This window comes from Mesorhizobium sp. M0159 (assembly GCF_040322295.1).
Taxonomy (GTDB): domain Bacteria; phylum Pseudomonadota; class Alphaproteobacteria; order Rhizobiales; family Rhizobiaceae; genus Mesorhizobium.
In genome coordinates this window covers 1-23,494 of the sequence record NZ_JAMYTF010000049.1, presented here as the reverse complement: position 1 = coordinate 23,494, position 23,494 = coordinate 1, and the positions used below count along the sequence as shown (strand labels likewise).

The following is a 23,494-nucleotide window of genomic DNA, read 5'->3' as shown; positions in this document are numbered from 1 at the left end:
GGTCAAATAACGTATAAATGTACGATCAATTTAGCTTTGAAGTAACATACGAGCCTCAGGTAATGCGGCGTCGATCAATTTCTGCGGGCTTGACGCTGGCTGTCTTTGGCGCGGACCTGCCTCAAGGGTCGACATGGTGTCTCAGGTTATTGCGATATCCAATCCGGTCAGCCTTGCGCTCGCGCGCCACAACTTCTCGGCCCTCTCCAGGTTGATCGCATAGGGACGCACCCCAAACCCCTCACTGGGCTCTATGAGTGCGACGTCGCAATTCTCGCAATAGACACCGCCAATCGAATCCAACACTGCCGCAGTAGCGCACCAGACCGTCGTCCCGGCGCCTTGCCCCACGGTTTTCATATCCCTCGCCGGATCAATGATGGGGGACCCATCTGGCGCGACGGCATCGAAGGCGTCGAGTTCCGATCGTGACAGGTGCCGAATCCCTGGTGTCATTATCATTCCGGGGTGTACCGAAAAGGCACGAACCCCGTGACGGCGGCCCCGCGTGTCGAGCGCGACCGCGAAAAGTGCGTTCGCAGTTTTTGATTGGCCGTAGGCCATCCATTTATCATAGGGACGTCTTACAAAATCCAGATCGTCGAGGTCGACATCGCAGATCTGATGGCCTCGGGACGAAAGGATAACCACTCGAGATTTTGCCGCCGCAATCAATGCTGGCCATAGCAGTGCCGTGAGCCGAAAGTGTCCGAGGTAGTTTATGGAGAAATGGCCCTCGTGACCTTCTTGATCGCGGAACAGCGGCCTGGCCATCACGCCCGCGTTTAGGATCAGAATATCAAGTCGGCTTTGCCGCTCGAGAAAGGCCGTGGCAAAGGTTTTGATTGAGACGCCATCGATTAAGTCAAGGGGCCAGACGTCTACCCCGTCAATTCCCCTCAAAGCGGCTCGGGCGACGAGAGGGTCAATCGCAGGTACGCAGATCCTGGCGCCGCATGCTGCCAGCACTCGGACGGTTTCCAGGCCCAGCCCGGAGGAACCACCAGTCACTAATGCAACTTGACCGGCAAGGTCCACGCCACGTGCCACTTCCTCCGCGGTCACGCCAGGTCCTAAAGAGGTATCGAGCGGGCTTTGCCATTCACGGATTTTGTTCCCCAGCTTCGCCCCCTACGAATGCACGGCACACAAACACCCAATAGCAGTTTTCCTCGGTGCTGTCGTCAAAGCACGCCTTGGCCGTTAGAACGGTGGAACAGTTCCCACCGGGAGACGATAGCTATAGGGCCTTCCGCACCCTCGGGCCCGGTAGCCGACCGTCGCTCACACTCCAGAACTGCCAATAGCCGTCATCCGACTTTCCAATTCATTGCTCCTCAGTTTTAGGGCCTGCAACGGTCAGGAACCGAGAGAACCAGCCGATGAGATACGTCCGCTTTCAGGAAGTGCTCAAACCTGCTTGAGCGTCCGAGATGCGGCGCATTGCTGCTCGACAGCATTGGGGCCGACTGCTGTCGGTCTGATTACGTATCAATTCTTCAAAAACGGCCGCCCCTCTTCCACCCATTATCGGTTGCTCCGATTGCCGGCATCTTTTGGCTTGGAAGCCGACATCGCATCTGACGTGGTGCTGTCGCCGAGCTTAGGGACGATCCAATCAACCAGAAACTCTGTGACGATTTCGCGTAACTCCGCTAAGCACGGCCAATAGACAAAGAGGGGGCAACAGAACCGAACATGCAAATATCGTTGCTGGAAGCAAGAGCCGTCGCTCGACGCCTGTCGGCGCTCATTGAGGAGCACGATCGTATTTCAATAGCTGTGGCTTGGGGCGGAATTACTCCAGTCGCCGAGACGCTGCTCGCCAACGAATCCAAATTTGAATCCATCCTTCTCGGTTTGGATTTCTCGGCGTCCGATCCCGATCTCATTGACCGCTTCGTCGACGTTCCGAACGCTTTCGTCGCGAAGAACCGCCCAGGCTGTTTCCACCCAAAGATTTTCTATTTCCGGTCCAGAACAACGGCCGAAGCGATCATTGGAAGCGCCAACTTCACCAAGGGCGGCCTTGGCTCGAACCTCGAAGCCAGCGTTCACATCAAAGGCGCCGTCGATGACCCCTTTTTCGAGCAGGTCCGTGACCAGTTGGAGCGCTACAGGCCATTGCAACTCCCGATCACCATGCAACTGGCCCAGAGCTACCGCCGTCAATTCCAGGCTGCGGGTAGCACCCCGAGGCCAAAGAATCCGATCCTGCCGGATGAGCCAAAGGATTGGGCGCGCGTCAACGCACCGCTCGCGATCATGTCCTGGAAGGAATTTGCCAAAGAATCTCGTGCGGATATTCATCACGGTTTCAAAAAGCGCATGCAGGTGCTGCGCGCGATCCAGCAGATGTTCTCTAAAGCCCCATCCCTTGGTGACCTGTCCGCCGCTGAGTGGAAGGGTATCGCAGGCGTCCTCGGCGATGTCGAAGCGAATGCTACGGGTCTCAATGGCCTCGACTGGAGCTGGTTCGGATCCATGGGTGGCGCTGGTACATTCGCCGGGCTGATCGGGTTGCAAGACTCCACACTGGCGGTGGCGCTGGACTCGGTTCCTAAGCGTGGCGACATAACTGAAGCCCAGTTTGACCACTATGCGGAGGTTTTTAATGTCGCGTTCTCGGGATCTTCGCGAACAGCGGGCCTTGCACCGGCAACCCGGCTCCTCGCCATGAAACGCCCAGATTTCTTCGTCTGTGTGAACGGCGGTAACAGAGTAGGTCTCGCCACGGCTCTTTCTTTTGCTCCGACGACGCTTTCTCTCGAAAATTATTGGCGGCGTGTGATCGAGCCGATCCACCAGGCTCCCTGGTACAACACGCCGCGCCCGAAGGGTCGCGACATGGAACTGTGGGACTCTCGTGTCGCCATGCTTGACGCCATCTACTACGATCCGCCGTCAGAATAACAGGTTTCATGGAAAGATTGCGGCAGACCACCCCTTCATCGAGCAATGCGCATGCCAGAAATTGACGCTTATCCTTGGGTCGGCGCCTTCGACGATCTCGGTCCGAATGATAGCTTTCTGGTCGCGCAACTCGTGGTCGATGGAGGCGCCGTTGTCGGCGATGTGAAACAGCTCGCCGGGCGGCTGAAGAAGGCACAGATGATTGCATTGCTTCCCGAACAAGGGACGGATCGAATTATCGGTGTGGCCTCGCAAAAGAGCCCGGATCGAAGATATAGGATGAACAGGTTCAGTGACGCCGGCGTTGAGATCACCGGCTACGAGGCCGCCCCCGAGCTGGGCTATGTCGTGGTCGCCAAAGATATGCGCGGCAGGCAGCTGTCTGGCCGGCTGGTCGAACTGATTGCAGGCAAGATCCGCGAACCTGCCTTCGCCACGACCGATAGTGACACTATGAAGAACAACCTCCTCAGATCGGGATTCATTAGGGTCGGGCGGGAGTGGAAGGGTAAAAAGGGCGCTTTGTCGCTTTGGACCCTTACTCCCGATAATTAGTGAAAGGTGGCCTCAAAGCGGAAAGGGTGGCAAAGGTGTGTACTGTTCCCTTACCGCTACTCCCTGCGGAGCAATTCGGTTGATTCACTAATCGATAAAGAGGAACTCCGAATGGTGACGGCTTCCAACGAAGCTGGATGTTTGGGGAGCTAGTTTCGCAACTAGATTGTGAGGGATAAGTCCGGCAAAGCGACCTTCACTCATTTCTCGTATCTATTCCTGTTCGATAAGTTGACCTTGGTGATCCTGCCTTAGTTCGAAACGACATGCCGAGCTTTCCTGAGAGGTTTTGTGGCCCCCCGGCTTGAGACGAACCTAGTCAAGTTTCTGCAGTACGGCGTGTCACAAGAGTTGGGACAACGCGCGGTGACGGCTGGGCTCACGGTCACGAAGGTCAGGCCGGCAAGTCTGAAGGACATCGAAGCGAAGGGCTTCACACGCGAGGAAGCCAAGACACTCAAGGCCGCTGTCGAACGCAAGGCGATTGAGGAGACGGTCCTCCTGTCCCTTCTCGAAAACAGCAACTACCTCTGCAACTGCTGCAAGGGAGACAAAGGGCGAACTTTCATAGTCCATCACATCGAAGAGTATTCGACCTCCCAGGACAACAGCTACGAGAACCTGATCGTCCTCTGCCCAACGGACCACGATCTAGCGCACCGCTCTCCGACCCAACTCACGCTTTCCATCACGCCGAAAATGCTGAGATACAACAAGGCAAACTGGGAGGCAGAAGTTGCGCGAAAGAATGCCGAGCGCGCGGTTCGAAAACCAGAGGGGGAGATATCGACTGCCCAGCCGGGCGAGGCACTGGAGCTTCCTAAGCCCCGAAAGATTCAAACGCGCCTGATCGTTCTGAGTTTTGAAGGCGATGCGGACGACTTCCACGTCCAGAAGGTTGATTCGATCATCGAATCCCTCAGGCAGATAACCGGCAACGCCGGGATCGAACTAGTCTCGACTGAGCGCGGCTCTTTCCTAATGCTTATACGCGCGACCAGCGATGACAAGGCAAAGATCGACACTCCCGAAACGAGGGCGCTCCTGCTCAGAGAGTACGACGCTGTTCTGACGAGCGTTGTTGACGAGCAACCCTTCAGGCAAGCGCAGATGAGGGACGATGAACTGGATCGTGTCCCGAGAGACCTGCTCGACTGGTCTCAGACGCTTCCGGACGGGACGCACTTCAGCCGCCCTGAGAAAGACCAGATTCTCGAAGCCATCGCAGACCAGGACAGCACGACGCAGGCCGTCCTGGGGCTTCCGGGTTCCGGAAAGTCATCGCTTCTCGCTGAAGTAGCTCACGAGCTTGTAACGGCTGGCGTCAGGGTACTTGCCATCAAGGCCGACCTGCTCGACCCGGCAATCGAAACCGAAGACGACCTTGCCGGATGGCTCGGGCTATCCATACGGCCCAGTGCGATGCTCTGGCGGATAAGCCAGTTGCGACCGGTCGTCCTGATGATCGACCAGCTCGATGCGCTCGCGGGCTACACCGACATAAAGACGGGTCGGCTAAACGCGCTCCTGAGCCTGGTGCGGCGCGTCAGCGGCTTGAGAAACGTGCACGTTGTCCTCTCAGCCCGCGAGTTTGAGTACGAGCACGACGCGCGTCTCAAAACCATCAAAGCCGAAACCATTCACCTTAATCTGCCACCCTGGTCCGAGGTCGTTCCAGTTCTGGAGCGCCACGGGTTCAAGCCCGCAGGCTGGCCCGCCGACGCGCAGGAAGTGCTGAGGTCCCCCCAAGCCTTGAGTACGTTCCTAAAGCTTAAGGAGAGGAGTATCGAGCCACCATTCCGCAAGTATCAACTTATGCTGGACCAGATGTGGACGGAGACGATCACGCGGCAGCCCAACGGGTCGCGGCTCGCGCGATTGGTCACGAACATCGCAGACCAGATGGCGGAGAAGGAGGTCTTGTGGCTTCCAGCCGCGCGATTTGACGACCACTCCGAGGAGATCACGTACCTTGTGGGCGCAGGGATGCTCTCAGACCTGGGACAGGCCGGGAGCAAGATCGGCTTCTCCCACCAAACCATGTTCGAGCATGCCCTGGCGCGATCATTTACACGTACCGAAGGACGGCTGTCGGAGTTCACAATCGCCCGGCAGATGTCGCTGTTTGTCCGGCCAAAATTGTGGGCGGCACTGACCTACCTTCGGGAAGTTGATCCGGGTGCCTACGGCGGGGAGATGCAAACCCTTTTTCACACCCAGGACCTTCGTCTTCATCTCCGGACACTCCTTGTCGAGTTTTTGGGCCAGCAGCCGACGCCGGACAGCGTGGAGGCATCCTTGTTTGAAGAAGCGCTTGCTTCGGACCGCAGGGCAGCCGCTTTTATGGCCATGGCCGGTAGTCCTGGATGGTTCAAGCGATACAACCGCACTGAAATTCCCCGTGCGATGAAGGACGATAAGGAGGCCGTGCTGGCCCTTGGCGTACTGAACCTTGCGTGGGTCTTTGATCCCGGCGACGTCGAGAGGCTGATCTCCGAAAACTGGTCGGAACTGCCAAACAAGGACGGGTTCACCTGGGCCGCGCTGGGCCAGGCGCAGGTGTGGACGCCGGGCATGGTTGAGATCGCAAAATCGCTGATGGCGCGAACGGCGATCCACGCGCATAGCCTTGAATTTACAATCGGCACCATCGGCGTAACCCAGCCGGACGTTGCGCTTGAGCTTCTGCACGCAAAGCTCGACCAGGAACTTCAGGCGGCAAAGCGTGAGTCAGCAAAGAGGCTTGCATCCGCTCCGAAGGATAGCGGGGAAGCGTACTGGACGTGGCGTATCTCTACGTCTCCTCGAGAACCGATCACAAACGTCGTCCAGCAGTCGAACGCATGGGACACCCTGGAAGCGCTCGGAAAGGATAATCCCGCGCTGTTCCTTGGCGCCATGTGGCCCTGGCTGACCGAGGCGATGGTCGCGCTTCGTGATCTTGAAAGCGACGAAGACAGCCTAGGCTATCCGGTCCAATTCACCCTAGACTTCCGGTTCGAGGAAGAAGAGCGGGGCCGAGGACTTTCGGACTATCCCATACTCAGCGCCATTCGCGTTGCGCTGGAAACCCTTGCCCAGAACTACGAGGAGCTATTTCTTGCGTGGCTGTCAGAGCAAGACAGGGACGAGTTCAACCCCGCCCAGCGCTTGTTCGCGCATGTGCTTTCGCTCTATCCTGATCGATACGCGCAGGTAGCGTATCGTTTCCTACTGGGCGACCCAAGACGCTTCAGGCTCGGAAACCACCAAGACCCTTCGGGAACCACAAAGCGCCTGATTGCGGAGGCGAGCCCGCACTGGTCAGACGCGGATGTCGAGGTCTTTGTCGCCGCCGTCAACGCTTACGCTCCGACACCTTATCCCGATCTGGATGCCAGGGGCCGCAAGCTCTTCAGCGACGGGGTCCGTCGGGTGAAGCTCGGCCTTCTCTCTGCCCTGCCTGCCGAGCGGCAGCCCGAGGCGACCCGCCGACTCGTGATGGAGGAACGACGCCGTTTCCCCGGTTCGGACGAGGGCATACGGCATTATGGGCCAACATGGATAGGTTCGCCCATTTCGTCGGAGCAACTCGCAAAGGCGCAGGACGAGGAGGTTCTGAACGCTTTCCGCCAACTGCCGGACAAGTATGAATGGGATCATCCCAACCGTATGATGGAAGGCGGCAATGTCCAGTTGTCGCGGGCCTTTGCGGATTTCGCCAAGACCGACCCCGAGCGGGCGGCAGCGCTCATAAGGAAGTTCGAGCCTAGCTTCGGAACACGGGCAGCAGGGTATGCACTGACGGCCATCGCTGAAGCCGGTGATCCCCAGCTTGTGATGACGCTCATGGCGGAACTCGACCAGCGTGGATTCACCGGGGATGAGTTTCAGAACTCAGCGTCCGAGGCCGTCAGCCGACTCGTCCGCCGTGAGATTGCGGTTTCACTCGAAACCCTCAACATCATTGAGAACTGGCTCACCGAGCCCGCCGCTCCCGTTCCCACTCCCGCGCAGCCAGAGGAAGAGCGGAGCGAGGATCACGATGAAGATATCCTTGACCTCGAACAGGAAAAGGCCAGCGAGAGGAACTCCAGGAGACGGGAGCAGATCATCCTCTGGGGGACGGGCTCCGCCGTTACGCTCCCGGCCGGAAACTTCCCCAAGCTTGACGTTCTGATCCATGCCCTGCTGCTCGCAGAGCAGCATGACCGCATCCTTTCCGTCCTCAAGCGCGCGAGCGAGCGCGGGGAGGAAGAACGCGTATGGAGGGCTATCCTTCACTGGTTCCGCTACCTCAAACCAACCGACAGAGAAGAGATTGAGCGTCTCCTAGACACCGTCTTCGAACGCTATCCGGATTTGTTGCAGACGACCGAACTTGCCATTTTGTTCGCCTACCTTCACTGGCGGCATCCAGATTTCGTGCGTTCCTATCTGGAGAAGTGGGCCGCCTCTGGCGATGACTATTTCGAGCAGCTTGCCGGAGAACTGACGCCCCTGATTTCGTTCCTGCAACCGGAGCTGCCATGGACCAAGCCATTGCTTGAGCAGGTCGTCTTTGAGCCGGGGACAGATTCAACACGGCTCGGGGCCATCAACGCTGCTGTCAACCTGTTCCCGGATGTCGAATATCGGGAGCGCGCTTCCGAACTGCTTGTCCGCATAATCCCCCGGATAAGCGGCGCCGCCTGGAACAACCTCTTCGATGTTTTCCGACTTGTGGACGAGATAACGCCCGATCCAAGCTGGATCGCGTTTCTTACTGCCATCGAGGCTAACCTCGCAGGCGCTCATAAGATAAACGCCACCTTCGTCGTGGATCGCCTCCAGACACTTCTGCCCCATCACGCTCTGCTTGTGGCGAAAGTCGCAAAACGACTGATCGAAACCTGGCGTGACGAACTCGGTGACATCCAGACGGGGACAGCGGGCTCAGCTTCGGAGCTGGTTGACTTGGCCATCACGCTGCACCGTATCGGCGACGATACGCGCGAGATTGGGCTGGAGCTTTTCGAGCAGCTGGTCGAAATCCAGGCTTACACAGCGAAGGAGACGCTGGAGCAGATCGACAACAGATTCAGAAGTCAGGCTCCGCAGCCCCAACGGCTGCCTCGCCGTAACCGCGCGGCAAGGCGACGCACGGTGCGCAAGGCCACGTCATAGGTAAATATGCTGACACAGCCGGTGTCCGCCTCCCGTACAGAATAGCGCATCGCTTGTTCGCGCGAATGTCCGCACTTGGGAATTGGCTAGGCATCATTCAGCGACCGACTTTGGGCGCGTACCGCCCGGCCGCTGCTCCCCTCGCACGGAAAGCTCCTGCCCGAAGCTACCGCTCGAAACGAGCATTCAATGCCGCATCGGGGGCCTCCGATCCGGACTGCATTCAGGATGGCCAAAGCGGCTTCACTCGCTCAATGCGATACCTTTTCTCGAACTCACGGAGCACCATTTCGAGCGTTGCCTCAAAAGCACCCTGATCGAACATCATCGATTTCTTCGCCTCATGAAAGTAGCGCCAGTCGGTGAAGGCATCTTGGTGCTGATGAAGAATGTGACGAATGCTGTAGTCGATGTAGAAACCATGGGGATGATACGGGACCACTGACCTTTTGAACTCAGCGTCGAGTTTCTCTTGGCTTTCGGTCTTTAGGCGATCAAACAGCTTCATCAGGTTGTGCGATTTGACAACTCTTGGATCGTCGTGGTCGAAGACGAACCACGCTTTGAGTGCCAGCTCCATCGAAAGCGCCAAAAGCATCGGTTCAACACCGACGTGTTCGCGTTCGCTCTGGTCTGCATGCTCTCCGAATTCTCGACTTGGAAAGCTCTGAGTTTTTCGAAAGATCGCCTTTGCGGCTTCCCCGATCCTAATGGCAGTCGATAAGCGCGCACTCATTAGAGATCCATTGATGTAAACTGGCTCTGGAGCTTGACCTGAGATATTGCAAGAACGCAATCGCTTAGGCCAGGCACGGAATTACAAGCTAACGACAAGTTAGAGTTGAGTTAACTGCCGGCGACCTGTTTTTCCTACCTCTTTGTGGCGCGAATGCTATCTGGTTGCGATCCTTATTATCTGAGCCAAGGTCTCGAGAACTGCGGGGCATCCGCGCGAGCTTGCCGGGCTATGTCAGCTCGTTTGCATTCAAATGCTGGCGTCCGGCTAATGAGCAGACCGTCCGCCTTCAGGAACTCCCGGAAGGTGGATGAACGACCGGAATGTGGGCGCTTCCCGGCCGAAGCTCCTTGGCGCGGTGAGGCAGCTTTCGCGGCGTAGCCGCCTGAAATCTGCCAGCCCGTTTCCTACCATTCCTGGACATCGGCGCGTCCCGCTCTTTGAACCTATGCCGATCGCTGACGTGGGCCGTATCGAAAGTGTTGCCGAGGTTAGGACTACTGGAGCAGCCATGAAAAAGGCGCGCCGCAAAAAGGCTTCGCCATCCGTCCTGACAACCTCACCATGCGCGACGACGACGTGCTCGGGATGTTTGCCGATTAGCTCACGAATTTTGGGGCGTGCGCTTGCGCGGTTGCGGAAACTGATCCGGTAGTCGATTGGCGGATGGCCCCATCCTTCGACCATTTTCGAAAGTTTTGCGATTGGCCGCATCCACCAAGGCCAATGGCGTTTCAAGAACGTCTCGCTGAAAGTCTGCGAGAGGTCGGCGATGATGGCGGTGCGCGACGCGCGGTGAAAGAAGATCAGTTCGTTCATGAAAAACGAGTTGGTGAAATAGAACTGGTCGATCTGCCCCTTCCATTCGGCGGGCGGATCGTCGGCCAGTGCCCCGGAAAACCGGAGTTCCCTGCATTTGGCGATTGTCGCCGCCGTTGCCCACAAACTGGCATCCGGGAATGCGGTCTGCCATTGGCCTAGAAACAGAAAATGCAGCTTGTTGGGGCTGATAATGTGACGAACAGGGCCCAGCGCTCGAAACTTGCCCTCCAGTGCCGCCGTCCTTTCGACCGGCGACCACAACCATAACCCGCCATCGGCAAGACGCACGACGACCATGCGTGTCGGATAATCGAAGCCTTTGAACGAGACGACTCCGCCATCCGCAAACCATAGGTCCGATCCCAGCGGCTCCAGCATGTCGCGAAGTCTAGTTCGCCAAATGGACGCTTTCCACCCCAATGCAGCCGGTCGCAGCGCGACTGTGGCGAAAGCGGTCGTCCGACACGCCGAACGACCGCTCCCGACTTCAGATTTCCGTGCGCTCCGCAAGGAGCAAGGCGTCCTCGACGTCGACGCCAAGATACCTGACCGTGTTCTCAATCTTCGTATGTCCGAGCAATATCTGTATGGCGCGGATGTTTCCGGTCGCCCGGTAAATCATTGCAGCCTTCGTCCATCGTAGCGAGTGCGTGCCGTATTCAGCCGAGCGCAAGCCGATGGCAGACACCCATTCGTCGACGAGACGAGCATATTGTCGGGTGCTCATGTGGTTCGTATGATCGACCCGGCTCGGGAACAGGTAGTCGGCAACAGCTCCACCTCGACGTTCAAGCCACGATAAGAGGCTAGCGCGAACATCCGCCGTGAGCTCGAACTGAACCGGTCGGCCGGTCTTTTGCTGTACGACGATCGCTCGTGTCCTTATCTCAGCGCCAGCCACGACATCTCCAATTTTGATCTTGACCAGGTCACATCCGCGAAGCTTGCTGTCGATTGCCAGGTCGAAAAGCGCCCGATCTCGCAGGCGTCCTTCTCGATCAACGAAGAAGCGGATTGCCCAGATCTGCTTCTGGGTAAGCGGTCGCTTCGTGCCAACGGTTTTGCCAGCGTTCCAAGCCGCTCGACCTTGCGCAGCGGGATCATGACGTGAGTAGCCCATCTTCGTTCTCCTTGGCCCTGATTGGCCGAGGGAAAACGATTGGCGATTTCGAAGCTTTTGGGGCCGAAAGGAGACCGTCCTTTCCCGGCAGCCTTCGACGAAAGCTGTCGTTCAGCTGCCGACCTCATCTCGGCCGTCCCTGTCAGGTCGCTAGGCATTGTTTTCAATGCCGACAAGTAATTTTCTCAGAAGATCGGCGAGCGCGCTTCGTTCCTTCGCATCCAAGGTTTCAAGGAACGCGGCCCCGTTCGCCACGTGCGCCCGACAGGCTTCCGCAGCGCGCGAGGTGCCGGCGTCGGTCAAGGCCACCAGCATGCTTCGTCCATCCTGCTGCGACTTCTCCCGCCGGATGAGCCCAGCCTTTTCGAGCCGGTCCAGCCGGTGGCTAAGACCGCCAGAGGAGATCATCAGCGAAGTGTATATCTGTGTCGGCGTCAGGCGATAAGGCGGCCCCGAACGGCGCAGTGTAGCGATCACGTCGAACTCACCACGATCGAGGCCAAATCTCGCGAATGTCGCCTCCAAGCTGGGGCGGAACAAGTTTGTCAGGCGGGATGCCCGCCCCAAGATTCCCATCGGTTCGGTATCGATATCGGGCAGTTCACGCGCCCACTGGCTGCGCAGGCGGTCGACATGGTCGCCTGCCGCCGGCCTTTTGTGTTCCTTGGCTTTTACCGCCATACCTCGCCTCCTTCACCCGACCATCTGTCACACATACATCATGCGCCGCGTTGAAATATCTCGACTAGAAGAGATTCTGTCTTGACGCGAAGATAAACCAACCATATGTCTTCGCGTCAAGATAGTCATACCTTGGCAGGCCAGCGAGATGGAGCCCCAGCATGGTCATGATCCTACGCCATCGGGAGCCGCAACCTGGCGAGAGCCGGACAATCCGGTTCGATGGCCGCGAGGCCGGCGGTCCGGTATCGCTCTTGCTTGTCGACGCCGCGCCTGGACAAGGCTCTGGCTTGCATGTGCATCCCTACGTGGAGACCTGGGTGGTAAGGCGCGGTGAGGCCGAGTTCATCGTCGGAGATGAAGTGGCGCACGCCTCTCCCGGAGACATTGTCGTCGCGCCGGCCAGCGTGCCGCATCGCTTCACCAATGTCGGAGAAGACAGGCTCGAACTCGTCTGCATCCATCCAAGCGACACGATCCTTCAAATACCGGTTTAAATCAGTTAGCAGCAGCGCGGCTGCGCCACCTCCACGAACCATTCGTCCAGCACACAGCGAAAAGGAGAACCGCAATGCCCAAGATGATCTTCGTGAACCTACCGGTGAAAGACCTTGCCGCCGCGACCCGCTTTTACGAGGCGATCGGATGCGAAAAGAACGAGCAGTTTAGCGACCATCGTTCATCGAGCATGATCTGGTCTGACACCATTACGTTTCAATTGCTGGGCAACGACTATTTCGCGACCTTCACACCAAAGAAGATTGCTGACGCAAAGGCGACTAGCGAAGTGCTCATCGCCCTGTCTCGTGACAGCAGGGAAGATGTGGACGCGACGGTGAACGCCGGCGGGAGTGCCGGCGGCGATGCCGATATTCGCGAGCGGCAGGATATGGGCTTCATGTACAATCGATGTCTGGCGGACCCCGATGGTCATACCTTCGAATTTATATGGTTGGATATGAGCGCGGCGTCGGATACTTCCGACCAGCAACCTACGTCGTCTTCGGTGGGCCGCTAAGCCATTCCATGTCCGCTGTTCCAGCGCATGCAGGATCAAACTGTGAAAATCCCATGGAATTTCTCCTTCGGCCACCTTTGGCCGGAGGAAGAACGAACGATCGAAGAAGTGCTTTGGGGCCGGAACCGGAATTTCCGCTTTCGGTTCGGCCGGGCAGATAGCTGCCTTTCAGCAACCAACCTCATTGTCGCCGTCCGTTTATTGCTGCGTGAATGGTCGCTTCGACCCGCTCGTTGAAATTTGGATCGCACACCTTTTCTACCAGTGTCTCAGTCTAGTGTGCCCTATGGCCGCGCGATCTTGCTTTCCTTGCTGAACAATCATTATGCTGACCAGCGAGTGGGTGAAATCGCGGAACTAGCGTGTGCCGTCGTTCTGTAGCTTCCTCATATTTGAACCAAGTCAAACTACGTTGGTGATGTCCCTTTGTCGGCGCGTCGGTTGGACCGTTCGCTTTATTCCTGATCCTTCAAGACGCTATAAGTTTCACAAAAGCGGCTATTCTGAAGTTTCGCGACCTGGCGCTTTGGCCGATTTTGGCTCTCTCGGAGAAGGCGAAACTCAGGGGCGGTTGTTGGTGGTGGAGGCTGAAGAGACCGAGGCTAACAACATCATTCAACTCATCCGCGCCGCCGATGTTGTCGTTGAAGGGTTCCCGGATCAGGAATACGGAAACACTGCGGGCTTCGAGTTACCGGATGATGCGTCCGAGCAGGCAAGCATCTTCAAGAACATCTTCCAGACTACCGGGTTCTTTGAGCGTTTCTCGTTCAAGAGGGAGAGGCCGGTGGCCGTCGCGATGGCGGTCAACGCTTGGCCAGATAGGCGAATTGTCTATGTGATCCACAAACTCTCAAGAAGCTACGAAACAGAAGCCATCACGTTCTGGTCGGCGCACCCACGGTTTGGACAGATCTTTGAGAAACATTCCGACGAGTTCTCAGACCATGTCCGCAGTTCGATTGCGATAAACCTTGCCTTCTCCGCTATCGAAGAGATGAACCTGCAAGTGAAATCCAGCCGGGAAAAGCCGCGATGGCTGGACAACAAATACACGTGGAACCCGACAGTCTTGATGGACATCAAGTCTCGACTCGACAGGGTTGGCATTAATCCAGAGAGAACCGTCGATTGGATAGTGAGGGGAGACGAGACCGAAACCCGATCGAACCGGTGCGCGACCAATTCTCAGAATATAGCGATGGAAAAATAGTCAGAGATGTCCAATTCTCTCTTCCTGACGCTATTCACGCATGCAGTTACTTACGGAATTTCATGACTGCACATGCCTTTGGAAAAGATACACAGCGTCTGGGGCCTTACGAAGTGTACAATGTCCAGCAAGTAGCGCGCTTTCTGATCCTCTCAATATGCGGCCTATTTAACGTGTGGACACGTGATCTGATGGAACAAATGGCACTCCAACTTAAATGTGACGAAAGTTGATTTCACCCGGCTGATTTTTGAGGCACCGAGAGCTCGCACGCAGCGGGGCATCCGGTGACAACCACCTCTGGCATCAGCCTAGCGGTATGGCTCGGAAGACGCTCTGTAGAACCAGTGCTCGACGTCGATCTGCGCGCGAGTCCCGATGAAGATATGCGCCAGAACTTGGGCCGGTGGATGGGCGCTGCCGCGCATGTGTCCCGGGCCCGATCTCTTCAAGTTTCCCAGACCTTCGCGCTCCCGCTGTCGAAGAATGTGTAGCCGATCGTGGAGCCTGCGGTCTTCTGATACTTTGCCAGGAGACCGTCCAGCGCCCTGAGCTTGTCGCCATCCGGTTTGTAGACGCCGAAGTAGATGTGCTTGGTCTCAGACCCGAAAATGGCGCGGTAAATGTGAGCGTCGTTCTCGTCAGCGCTATGTCCGTATATGAACGTCACCGCGGAATTGCCCCTGAGGATGTCGAGGCAATGGCGGAGGTAGGCGACTGAGTTAATCCTGCGCATCTTCTGGGTGCTCGTGCCTTCCGCAACGTAGACCGGGAACCTGCCGCGCTTGGCGATCTCGTCAGTGATCGTGGCGATGACTCCAGAACCAGTGTCGACTGCCTTCATTATCTCTCCTGCTCCGCTCTCAAAGAGATGGAGGCCGCCGTGCAGGTTGTAGAGATGGCAGTATGCGTCCTCCGAGAAGGGGCCGTGGAAGGAGCCAGCAGTCTTACCCAACCCGAATCCGTCCCGGAGAAGCCGCTTCTCAAGATTCACCCAGTAAAGCAGAAGATCATAGTTCAGCGAGAACACGGTGGAGAAGCAAGACAAGAAGTCTGCGCTGCTCGTGTATTTCGAACCTAGATCCTCCCGGTGCTTGGGGTGTGTCGCGTTGACTGCCTCCACCAGTGCCTCTCGCACCTTCCGGGCATCCCCCTCGATCTCGGCGGCATGGGCGGCGTTCTCGTACGCCCGCTCCACCAGCACCGCCCCTTCTAGAGCGCGCACCACGGCCTCGAAGTCGACCGTCGCGAGAGCGTCGAAGAGATCGCGCACCGGAGTGCCGGCGGCGAGGCCAGACTTGTCGAGGAGATTGCGGTAGCTGAAGTATTGAGCGGAGAAGCCATTGCCGAGCAGCAAGGCGCGATCCTCGCCCTCCGTCCGCTTCATGGCATCATCAAAATCGATCACGTCCGGCATCGCGTACTCGCTCCAAGTTGGGATCTTTTATTCTGTGCCACGCTTTTGACCACTCAGGCGGCATACGAACAACCGATTTATCAGTGAGATGGTGTGAGTGGGCCGCAATCAGACCGACGGCTTTCGGCGCCCGTGCGCCGAAAGCTGACGTTGAGGTCATAGGCCGCGACGTGATGGCGGTTCCGCTATCAGATCATGTTCGACATACCGAGCGCAGTAAGCAGGTTGTTTTGAATAGGAGCGACGGCCAGATTCAGTCCCTCCACCCCGAAGTCCATGCCCTCTGGCATGACGACGGTGCGCAATGGGCGCCGTTCCGTAGCCTCGACTAGCCGTGCGATGGCGTCAGCCACCAACTGAGGGCGGGGTGGATTCGCAGGATCAAGTCCCTGATCGGAGTTGTTTTTGATTTGGCCTGGGACCAACGCAACTGCGCCATATGTCGCCAAGACCTGCTCGTCCGAGGGCGCTGGGCTAGATGGAAGCAGATTGCTCGGAAATGGCCCGGGTTCCACGATCACCGAGTCTACGCCGAAGCTGGACAGTTCATATCGATATGCCTCGGCAAGCGCTTCAAGCGCGAATTTGCTCGCGGAATAGACACCAAAGAACGGAAAGATGACGCGCCCCATCAACGAGGTGACATGGATCAGCACGCCGCTACCCGCAGCACGCATATGGGGTAGGACGGCGCGGTCGGCCCTTACGGCCCCAAAAAAATTCACCGCAAATTGCTGCTCGATGTCTGCCACCGTGTAGGCTTCGGTCACGCCGACGAACATCGTGCCCGCGTTGTTGATGAGCGCATCAATCCTGCCGTGTTGCTCGACGACCCGATCGATCGCAGCGTTGACCGACGCTTCGTCCGTCACATCCATCTCAATGACCTGCAGCTCATGCCCTTCGGCTTTTGCAGCGTTGATTAGCTCACTGCCTGTCTGGCTGTTTTTGCCTTCGATGTCGCGCATAGTCGCGACCACCACGTGCCCGCGCCTGGCGAGCTCCAAGGCGGTGAGCTTTCCAAAACCGCTGCTCGCGCCGGTAACAACTACAACCTTGCTGCTCATTTTCTCGATCCTCTCGCTTGCCCACCTAACGGGGCAAGCAGGTGTATACAGACCTGTATGTCCGTTGCAAAGAGAAAATAGACAGACTATTCTGTTTCTACACCGAACGCGCACCGGCAGGCGGGAATGAAAACTTTGGATGTGAGTGAGTACCTCGACCTGGAATCGCGGTCGCTGGACGCCCTGGCTCCGCGAGAGCGAATTCTGAAAACAGCGTCTGAACTATTTTACCGAAATAGCATCCATACGGTGGGAATAGATCGCATCATCGCCGAGAGCGGCGTCGCAAAGATGACGTTCTATAAGCACTTCCCCTCGAAGGCCAATCTTGCAGCTACCTATCTGCGCCACAAAAGCGCGCTGTGGTTCGACATGCTGGCGACTGCGACCGAACAGGCCGGACCGGTGCCGCTGGATCGCGTGCTGGCCATATTCGACGCACTGAACGAGTCCTTCCAGGCGCCTACTTTTCGCGGCTGTCCTTTCGTTCGAGGGCTGGCCGAGTTCGGACCGGACGCGGAAACGCCAGAGGTGCAGGCAACGCTCGCAGCATATTTCCATGACTTACATGAGTTTGTCGTGTCGCTCATCCAGCCCTTGAAGTTGAAAAATCAAGAGAGCGTGGTCGTCCAAATCCTCGCGCTCATCCAGGGCTCGCTCGTGAACGCACAAGCCATGAGGGGGGGCGTTGAACCTCTTGCAACGCGCGATGCGGCCAAGATGCTGCTCGAGGCTGCGGTTGAGCGCGGCTGATCGAAGGAAATTTCGGCGTGTGCGACGCCTGATGGTCAGCTCAGACCAAAAAAACGTGGCCACAGGCCGAGCGCGAGAATTTGGCGGCAAATGGAGCGCATTCGGCCGCAGCTCGATGAAGAAAACTAAGCGCGACATCAATGGGGACTAACGATGCATTCCAGCTAAATCGAAAGAGATAAATACGTTAGAGGGTACGATATGGAAATATTTCCTAAACAGTGAGATAGGCATTTCATATCAAACGCTGACGATGAGAAGTCCACAATCAGGTCAGCACCTGAATAAGGAAACCAATGAAATATACTTCATTGTTAAAGGGACGGCGAAATTTGTCGTTGGCGACAAGGAGTACGACGCGGGTGAGAAAGACGTCGTGGTCGTTGAAGCAGGTATTGATCACTACATTGAAACCAGTGCTCTTACCTACTTAACTATCACAAGGCCGGATTGGAAACTCGAGCAATATCAACACGTGGATTAGTGTGGCGGTCAATGACGCCAGGGGCCACGGTTTCGTGAAGGCTTCAACCCTTTCAGAAATTTTCAGGGCATGTGGAGAGCGAGGGTCCATGGCGATGGCCCTAGTGAAAGAGGCGCCCCAGTAAGTTGGCGAAGGCTGCGTGCCGCCCGCTTATCGCGGGCGGCCGCAATCTAAATCAGGCAGAGAGAGACCGATTGGTTGCGACTGCGCCAGCTCGGGTGAACTCTGCATCCGGCTTGGAGAACGATGCCATGATGGCGTCGCGGTTCGAAGGAGCGCGTTTCCTGTCAGCGGCGGTGAGCGCAGCCTTGAGTTCGTGGGCGGTCAACTCAGTGCAATAGGCGGGAGTGCCCGGCTGCAGTCGCCAGGACTCCTCAAGAGTACCCGCATCCACCGTATCGAAGCCAGTGACGCTGATGAGATCGGATACAAGTGCTTTGGCCGCGGCGTCGTCACCCGAAATCGGGATGGCAATGCGACCTGGAGCACCGGCCTCCAAACCGGCCTCTGCCAATGTCTGCGTTAGCAGCGCGTTCCAAGCCTTAACAAGGGGGCGCCCCACCTGCTCGCTGGCCCAAACGGTCTCCGGCTTGCCGCTATCAACCTCGAAGATTTTGCTGTCACGGGTTGGATAGTAATTGGAGGTGTCCACCACGATTGCGCCAGCAGGGGCGCCGGCAAGAATCGTTGCCAGGTCTGGGTTCTTGGCAAAGGGCACTGACAGGATGACCACATCGGCATCCAGTACTGCCGCCTCTCTCCCAACGGCCTGGATGCCGGTGCCGGCAACTGTGTCCGCAAGACTTTCGGGGCCGCGCGAGTTCGCCAGTTTCACCTGGTGGCCAGCGGCGTCCAGCTTCTTTGCAACCAGCGAGCCGATGTTGCCGGCCCCAATGATTCCGATTTTCATTTTACATCCTTTGGTTTTCAAATTTTAGCAGGGTGAGCGAAGTCATGAAGAGTGTCTCGCAGCGCAATGATCTCGTCCTCGGACATTTGACAGGCACTCTTGATCTTGCCGGAGATGGTCCAGACCTCGTCCTTGATGCCGTGAGCGGCAGGTGTGAGATCGACAAGGACCCGGCGTTCGTCCTCGGGATCGCGCATTCGCGTCACCATCCCGCAGGTATCGAGCCGCTTGAGCAATGGGGTGATCGTGCCGGTGTCCATGCCCAAAGCGTTTCCAAGATCACCTACGGACCGGGGCGCGGACGCATAGAGCTCCAGCATCACAAGGTACTGGGGAAAGGTCAGGCCCAGCGGATCGAGGAACGGCTTGTGCATGCGTGCCATCCGGCCCGCCGCCCCGTACAGGGCGAACGAGATTTGCATTCGAACCAAATGTGACGCGCTTTTTTGAGGTGCCATACCATAGCCCAAAGAGACAAACCGAGTTCACTGGCGAACTAGTATCTAGTGCACTAGGTAATGTAACTATGGAGGATTGCAACCCTCCAACTGCACTTGGAGTCAGACCGCATGCGCGACTAATCTTCCGGCGAATGCGCCTTGGAGGGCCTGGGGTTCTCGAAAACCTGATCGACATATGCCCGGCAGGCGTCCCTCGGGTGGGCATCGGGGACGCTGGGCAATGGCAGCTTTCGGGAGAGGATGCCGCGGCCCCAAACGACTGGAGGGAGGCGCAAAGCGGTCATTGAGCTCTATTGAGAGCTTCGGCTCACGACGAGGAGTCCGCGATGACGCCGCCGGCATTTCTCCTCGGTCTCTATCGACAGGGTCGCGGGTGCAACAATGTGTTGCACAACTCCGCTATCTGTAGTGCCCATGCCTGACCCGAACTTCCTCACCCCTGACGAAGTCGTCGCTCGCTATCGCTGCCAGGTAAGCAAAGGCACTCTACGAAATTGGCGTTGCATGCGAATCGGGCCATCGTTCCTCAAGATCGGCAAAGCAATCCTCGATCCGAGCGGCGAGTTGGATCGCTGGGACAAATCGATCCTCGTCGTCTGCAAGCCCCGACGCGAACTGCCGCGGGAGAAGACGGCACGGCCAGAAGAGGCGTTTCATTCGGCCGGAGAGGCGTTGGTTAGAGAAATATGCGTGCGGAATCCGTGGTTGATCGGGACGTCAGAGTGCTGAGCAAACGCGATCATGCCCAAGCGTGGAAGATCACCAGTGGTCACTCGATACATGCCCCAGTTCACGGCACCACCTCTCCAGAAGCGCATTGCAAGTTGTTGATAAGTAACATAAATCCTGTCGTAATTGTTTGAGGCACAAACACCCTTCGGCCGCGATTTCGCCAATAGCAATACCGCAGAAACGTGCCACCTTGGCGGAGGATCTGCGCCCTCCGAAGGCAGAAGTTACAGGTTCAAATCCTGTCGGGTGCAGCATTGCACAGTTCGCTTGCCGACAACTATTCCTGCTGGAATTGACAGGGCCAATCTTCAGGCCTCGTCAAGCCAGAAGGCAACTCGGTCCGGGCGTCTCCGCAAGCCATGTTGAGCTGCCACTGGGACAGACCCGCCGAATTGGAAAGATCGACGCCCTCGATACGGGTCAGAAAGAAAAAGGCGCGGTCAAAGTCTATCGGCGCGGTGAACGTCGCTCCTCGGAAGTCCGCCCGTGCGAGATTGGCAAACGAGAAGCGGCTGCCGCTGATATCGGCGTCATGGAACTGCGCACGCCCCAATTCTGCCTTTGTGAAATCAACATTGGTCAGATTGGCGCCCTGGAAATTCGAGCGCTGTATTTCCGCGCTCGCAAACACAGCGCCCTGCGCGTCCATACGGCTGAAGTCGGTCCTGTAGGCCTCGATTCTGTCGAACCGGGCGCCTTTGGCGGTCGAGTCGGCCAGGGAAGCACGCACAAGCGTTGCCTTCTCAAGATTTGCCGCACGGAGATTGCTGTTCCTGAGGTCGGTCGAAGTGAAATCAACACCGAACAGGTTCGCCCCGCTCAGGTCCTGTCCTTCTAGGATGAGAAGCTTCTTGTCACACTCGTGCCAATTGACGCCAGGCGTCGCGGCTGCGTCGCAATTTTGAGCGGCAGTGGCGTTCTGCCAAGCACACACAGTGCAAACCGCTAGAACCAAGCCGGATGCGCCGTAAGCTCTGGTTCGTCTCAAAGTCATTGTTGCTGGACCTCTGCCACTCGCCGACACTCAACCTTACCACATCTGCTGACACACGAGCCACGGTGACCACCGCCGTCACAGTTAGCGCATTTCTCATATTCAAGCTTTGATGTTGATCAACCGATCAACCCGCGCGTGGGGCGCGATTTGCGAGCGCCTCCCCATATCATCGCCGGTCCAGCAGAGATTCATTTGTCACCGGCCAGGCGCATCATTCCGTAGGTATGCTTGACTAAGCCGAGGAGAGCGGTCCTTCAGGCTGGCGAAGTCGCGTGCCAAGATTGGCCTCCGCTCTGGACGTTTGTCTCGCTAATTGGGAGCCTGCTCGGGTGCTGACCGCCACCGCCGGCGTCCGCTGCCGACAAGCGTGAATCCGCTTGGTTCCGCACCGATCGGTACTTCCCGACGGCGAGGTTGACCCGGCACGGGGTGCTCGTCGCATATCCTGATTCCGCTGTCGCATGAACCCCACGACTTCGCTTAGCGAAGCCGAAGTTGATCTCTGCCATCTACCAGGTCGAAGCATCAACCCCGCATATTTGTGTCGTAAGCTGACGTGCCGCGAATACGCCTTTTTCGGTTGGCGGGCTTTATGGCGGACGCGCAACCTATTCTTGTATTTTTCTCAACGTAAACAATGTCGTATGGCGGAGAGGGAGGGATTCGAACTCCGCGCTTGGAAAAGCGTCCCTCTCGTCTTCACCGTGCAGGCCGCTTACTCTGGGCGGCAGAGTGCCCTTCCGCGCTTCGCCAAACCTGCCGTGGGAAATGCCTTGCCGTTTTTTCCGGCGGGGCTTTGATCAGATCGCGACTATTAGTGATTTATGCTGGAACTGGTTGCGGAGGTTTGGAGTCGGACCTATTTGCGCCGATTAAGAAGTCCCGTCAGCAAACGAACTCGGTTACAGCACTGTATCGGCGGTATCCCTCTACCGACTCGAACCGCGACCGTTTCTTAGGTCGCGCCTACCGTTTTGCACGCCCTCCCCTGCGCGGCCGTGGCGGAAGGTTGAACCAGTTGGGCGACTGCTAGGTTCCAGACTGGAGGTAAGGTCGGCTCGCTGAAAGCACGGCAGGTGGCATGCGGCACATGCGCGACAACGGCGACGTAGGGTTTGAGAGGGCCGGAGCCCCGACAGCTTTCGGCAGTTCGAACGATATAGTCGAACGGCCGAAATCGGGCGCAAAGCGGACATCCGCGGCGAATTTGAACCGAATACCCCGTCATCCCGTGTTCATGATTTGTGCTTCGAAAGTCGCATAAATGGCAGTCTGGAAGTTGAAAGTTCAGGACCCCAAAAGGGCCTCATTTCATTCCATTGAACCCGCCTTGGCCGGATAACCCTTTGCGACGTAGCTAAGAAGGCGGCTTCATAGCCAAGCGCGATGGCGAAGATGCGCTAGTCTAGAATGCATCTGTGAATTTTTGCATGCGCATCGCTGCCGACACCGCCTGGCATGATTGTCCTGCTCGAAAACGGCTGCGGCGATCGCGGCAACGCGATCGATGCGGTCGTTTAGACAGAGGCCTCCGCCTGGCATCGAGCAACATGCACGGAGGTACGCAAAGCGCAAATTGCATCAAGTATTTAATGGGACGAGCCCCCCGCGCAAAAAGCTTGCGCTGCGTCCATCGTTCCGCCGAACTGGGGGGCGTGACGATCGACCACGATGGCCTATTTTTTGCAAAGTCGAATGTCCCGATTCCGAAGCCGAGGGAAAAACTCGACCACGCCGAAGAATAGTAACAACACGGGCAACGCAAGCCGCCTTGCCCAGACCAGAGAAGGTGCTTGCGGTGCTCTCACTGACACGAGATCGCAAATGGCACGTGGGTGAGCAACAGAACTGGCGACCCGCATGGTGATCAGCTTGACTCGCTGAGGAAGCACAAGGTCTCAGCGGCAGAGGCGCAAGCGACGGTCGAGGCTGGCCGCGCGGGATCTGATCGAAGCGTAGTCGGACAAGGAAGCGGTGTAGTGCCCCACCTCGATGTTCCTAGAAGCGCGCCGGCAGCCTGGGCGGGGGGGGGTGGGTTCCACTGCCGGCCCACGCCACTCATGAAGAGCGACCCCTTTTCGCGGTTCGGACACCCATAGTCAACCCGGCAGCGTCTGGATGCCCGCTGTGCTCTTTTCAGAGCGGCTCGCGATGCCGGCCATGTCGGCCGATCCTGCCTAGGATGGTGGGCCACTCTCGTCGGCCGAGTTGATGCTCCAGCCAGTATCGCCTTGCCGACCAGCATGAGTTTGCCGTGAGCAATCCGTCGTCCCGAGCGGATACTATCGTGCACGTGTCGCAGCACTCCGGGCGGCTATATCACCTAAGACAGCATGAAGAAGCGTTCCAAGTTCTTGTTCGGCGAGCCCGTGTGCAGTTCCTGAATCGGACAGTGGACGAGAATTCTCATGGCGGTGATGCGCCAGAAGGCATTCGCGTCCAACGGAATCAAGCCTCGACTATCAGTCCC

General features: G+C 57.5%; 18 protein-coding genes. 8 read left to right on the top strand and 10 right to left on the bottom strand.

Annotated elements, in window-relative coordinates:
- Positions 1 to 141: 141 nt before the first annotated feature.
- Positions 142 to 1,110, bottom strand: coding sequence for an SDR family NAD(P)-dependent oxidoreductase (locus tag NKJ32_RS29415; RefSeq protein ID WP_502902703.1), 969 nt, complete (start codon positions 1,108 to 1,110; stop codon positions 142 to 144).
- A 588-nt stretch (positions 1,111 to 1,698) separates the two neighbouring features.
- Between NKJ32_RS29415 and NKJ32_RS29410 the strand changes: the two genes are divergently transcribed.
- From NKJ32_RS29410 to NKJ32_RS29400, 3 genes are all read left to right on the top strand, one after another.
- Positions 1,699 to 2,913: a phospholipase D family protein gene (locus NKJ32_RS29410; protein ID WP_352829676.1), complete on the top strand. Its 1,215-nt coding sequence runs from the start codon at positions 1,699 to 1,701 to the stop codon at positions 2,911 to 2,913.
- 51 nt (positions 2,914 to 2,964) lie between these two features.
- Positions 2,965 to 3,468, top strand: a complete 504-nt coding sequence (locus tag NKJ32_RS29405; RefSeq protein ID WP_352829674.1) for a hypothetical protein — start codon at positions 2,965 to 2,967, stop codon at positions 3,466 to 3,468.
- Positions 3,469 to 3,834: 366 nt separating this feature from the next.
- Positions 3,835 to 8,613, top strand: coding sequence for an HNH endonuclease (locus NKJ32_RS29400; RefSeq protein ID WP_352829672.1), 4,779 nt, complete (start codon positions 3,835 to 3,837; stop codon positions 8,611 to 8,613).
- A gap of 223 nt (positions 8,614 to 8,836) precedes the next feature.
- Here the strand turns inward: NKJ32_RS29400 and NKJ32_RS29395 are convergent, their stop codons facing one another.
- The 4 genes from NKJ32_RS29395 to NKJ32_RS29380 all read right to left on the bottom strand — a co-directional run bounded on the left by NKJ32_RS29395 (position 8,837) and on the right by NKJ32_RS29380 (position 11,972).
- On the bottom strand, positions 8,837 to 9,349 hold the full coding sequence (locus NKJ32_RS29395; protein WP_352829671.1) for a hypothetical protein: 513 nt from the start codon (positions 9,347 to 9,349) through the stop codon (positions 8,837 to 8,839).
- Between the two features lie 267 nt (positions 9,350 to 9,616).
- Positions 9,617 to 10,549: a DUF4336 domain-containing protein gene (locus tag NKJ32_RS29390; protein WP_352829669.1), complete on the bottom strand. Its 933-nt coding sequence runs from the start codon at positions 10,547 to 10,549 to the stop codon at positions 9,617 to 9,619.
- Positions 10,550 to 10,658: 109 nt separating this feature from the next.
- The gene (locus NKJ32_RS29385) at positions 10,659 to 11,291 is read right to left on the bottom strand and encodes a tyrosine-type recombinase/integrase (RefSeq protein WP_352829667.1); all 633 of its coding nucleotides are present in this window, start codon (positions 11,289 to 11,291) and stop codon (positions 10,659 to 10,661) included.
- A 150-nt stretch (positions 11,292 to 11,441) separates the two neighbouring features.
- Positions 11,442 to 11,972, bottom strand: a complete 531-nt coding sequence (locus NKJ32_RS29380; protein WP_352829665.1) for a MarR family winged helix-turn-helix transcriptional regulator — start codon at positions 11,970 to 11,972, stop codon at positions 11,442 to 11,444.
- Between the two features lie 161 nt (positions 11,973 to 12,133).
- On the opposite strand from NKJ32_RS29380, the gene NKJ32_RS29375 reads away from it, so the two are divergent.
- The 3 genes from NKJ32_RS29375 (at position 12,134) to NKJ32_RS29365 (ending at position 14,203) form a co-directional block, all read left to right on the top strand.
- Complete coding sequence (locus NKJ32_RS29375; protein WP_352829663.1) at positions 12,134 to 12,469, top strand: cupin domain-containing protein; 336 nt, start codon at positions 12,134 to 12,136, stop codon at positions 12,467 to 12,469.
- A gap of 74 nt (positions 12,470 to 12,543) precedes the next feature.
- A complete protein-coding gene (locus NKJ32_RS29370) occupies positions 12,544 to 12,990 on the top strand; it encodes a VOC family protein (protein ID WP_352829661.1) in 447 nt (148 codons plus the stop codon).
- Positions 12,991 to 13,516: 526 nt separating this feature from the next.
- Complete coding sequence (locus tag NKJ32_RS29365) at positions 13,517 to 14,203, top strand: hypothetical protein (protein WP_352829660.1); 687 nt, start codon at positions 13,517 to 13,519, stop codon at positions 14,201 to 14,203.
- A 448-nt stretch (positions 14,204 to 14,651) separates the two neighbouring features.
- Here the strand turns inward: NKJ32_RS29365 and NKJ32_RS29360 are convergent, their stop codons facing one another.
- Positions 14,652 to 15,620 (bottom strand): DUF4917 family protein, encoded by a 969-nt coding sequence (locus tag NKJ32_RS29360; RefSeq protein WP_352829658.1) that lies wholly within the window; start codon positions 15,618 to 15,620, stop codon positions 14,652 to 14,654.
- Between the two features lie 188 nt (positions 15,621 to 15,808).
- Complete coding sequence (locus tag NKJ32_RS29355; RefSeq protein WP_352789895.1) at positions 15,809 to 16,687, bottom strand: SDR family oxidoreductase; 879 nt, start codon at positions 16,685 to 16,687, stop codon at positions 15,809 to 15,811.
- 126 nt (positions 16,688 to 16,813) lie between these two features.
- Here NKJ32_RS29355 and NKJ32_RS29350 point away from each other — a divergent pair, with 126 nt between their 5' ends.
- Together NKJ32_RS29350 and NKJ32_RS29345 are read left to right on the top strand one after the other, a co-directional pair.
- On the top strand, positions 16,814 to 17,440 hold the full coding sequence (locus NKJ32_RS29350) for a TetR/AcrR family transcriptional regulator (RefSeq protein WP_352829656.1): 627 nt from the start codon (positions 16,814 to 16,816) through the stop codon (positions 17,438 to 17,440).
- A 253-nt stretch (positions 17,441 to 17,693) separates the two neighbouring features.
- Positions 17,694 to 17,924, top strand: coding sequence for a cupin domain-containing protein (locus NKJ32_RS29345; protein ID WP_352789889.1), 231 nt, complete (start codon positions 17,694 to 17,696; stop codon positions 17,922 to 17,924).
- Between the two features lie 175 nt (positions 17,925 to 18,099).
- On the opposite strand, the gene NKJ32_RS29340 is transcribed toward NKJ32_RS29345, so the two are convergent.
- The 3 genes from NKJ32_RS29340 to NKJ32_RS29325 form a co-directional block, all read right to left on the bottom strand.
- Positions 18,100 to 18,834 carry an NADPH-dependent F420 reductase gene (locus NKJ32_RS29340; protein ID WP_352789886.1) on the bottom strand — a complete coding sequence of 245 codons (735 nt, stop codon included), beginning with the start codon at positions 18,832 to 18,834 and terminating at the stop codon, positions 18,100 to 18,102.
- Positions 18,835 to 18,851: 17 nt separating this feature from the next.
- Positions 18,852 to 19,208: a MarR family winged helix-turn-helix transcriptional regulator gene (locus NKJ32_RS29335; protein WP_352789880.1), complete on the bottom strand. Its 357-nt coding sequence runs from the start codon at positions 19,206 to 19,208 to the stop codon at positions 18,852 to 18,854.
- 1,096 nt (positions 19,209 to 20,304) lie between these two features.
- The gene (locus NKJ32_RS29325) at positions 20,305 to 21,021 is read right to left on the bottom strand and encodes a pentapeptide repeat-containing protein (RefSeq protein WP_352829653.1); all 717 of its coding nucleotides are present in this window, start codon (positions 21,019 to 21,021) and stop codon (positions 20,305 to 20,307) included.
- Positions 21,022 to 23,494 lie beyond the last annotated feature (2,473 nt).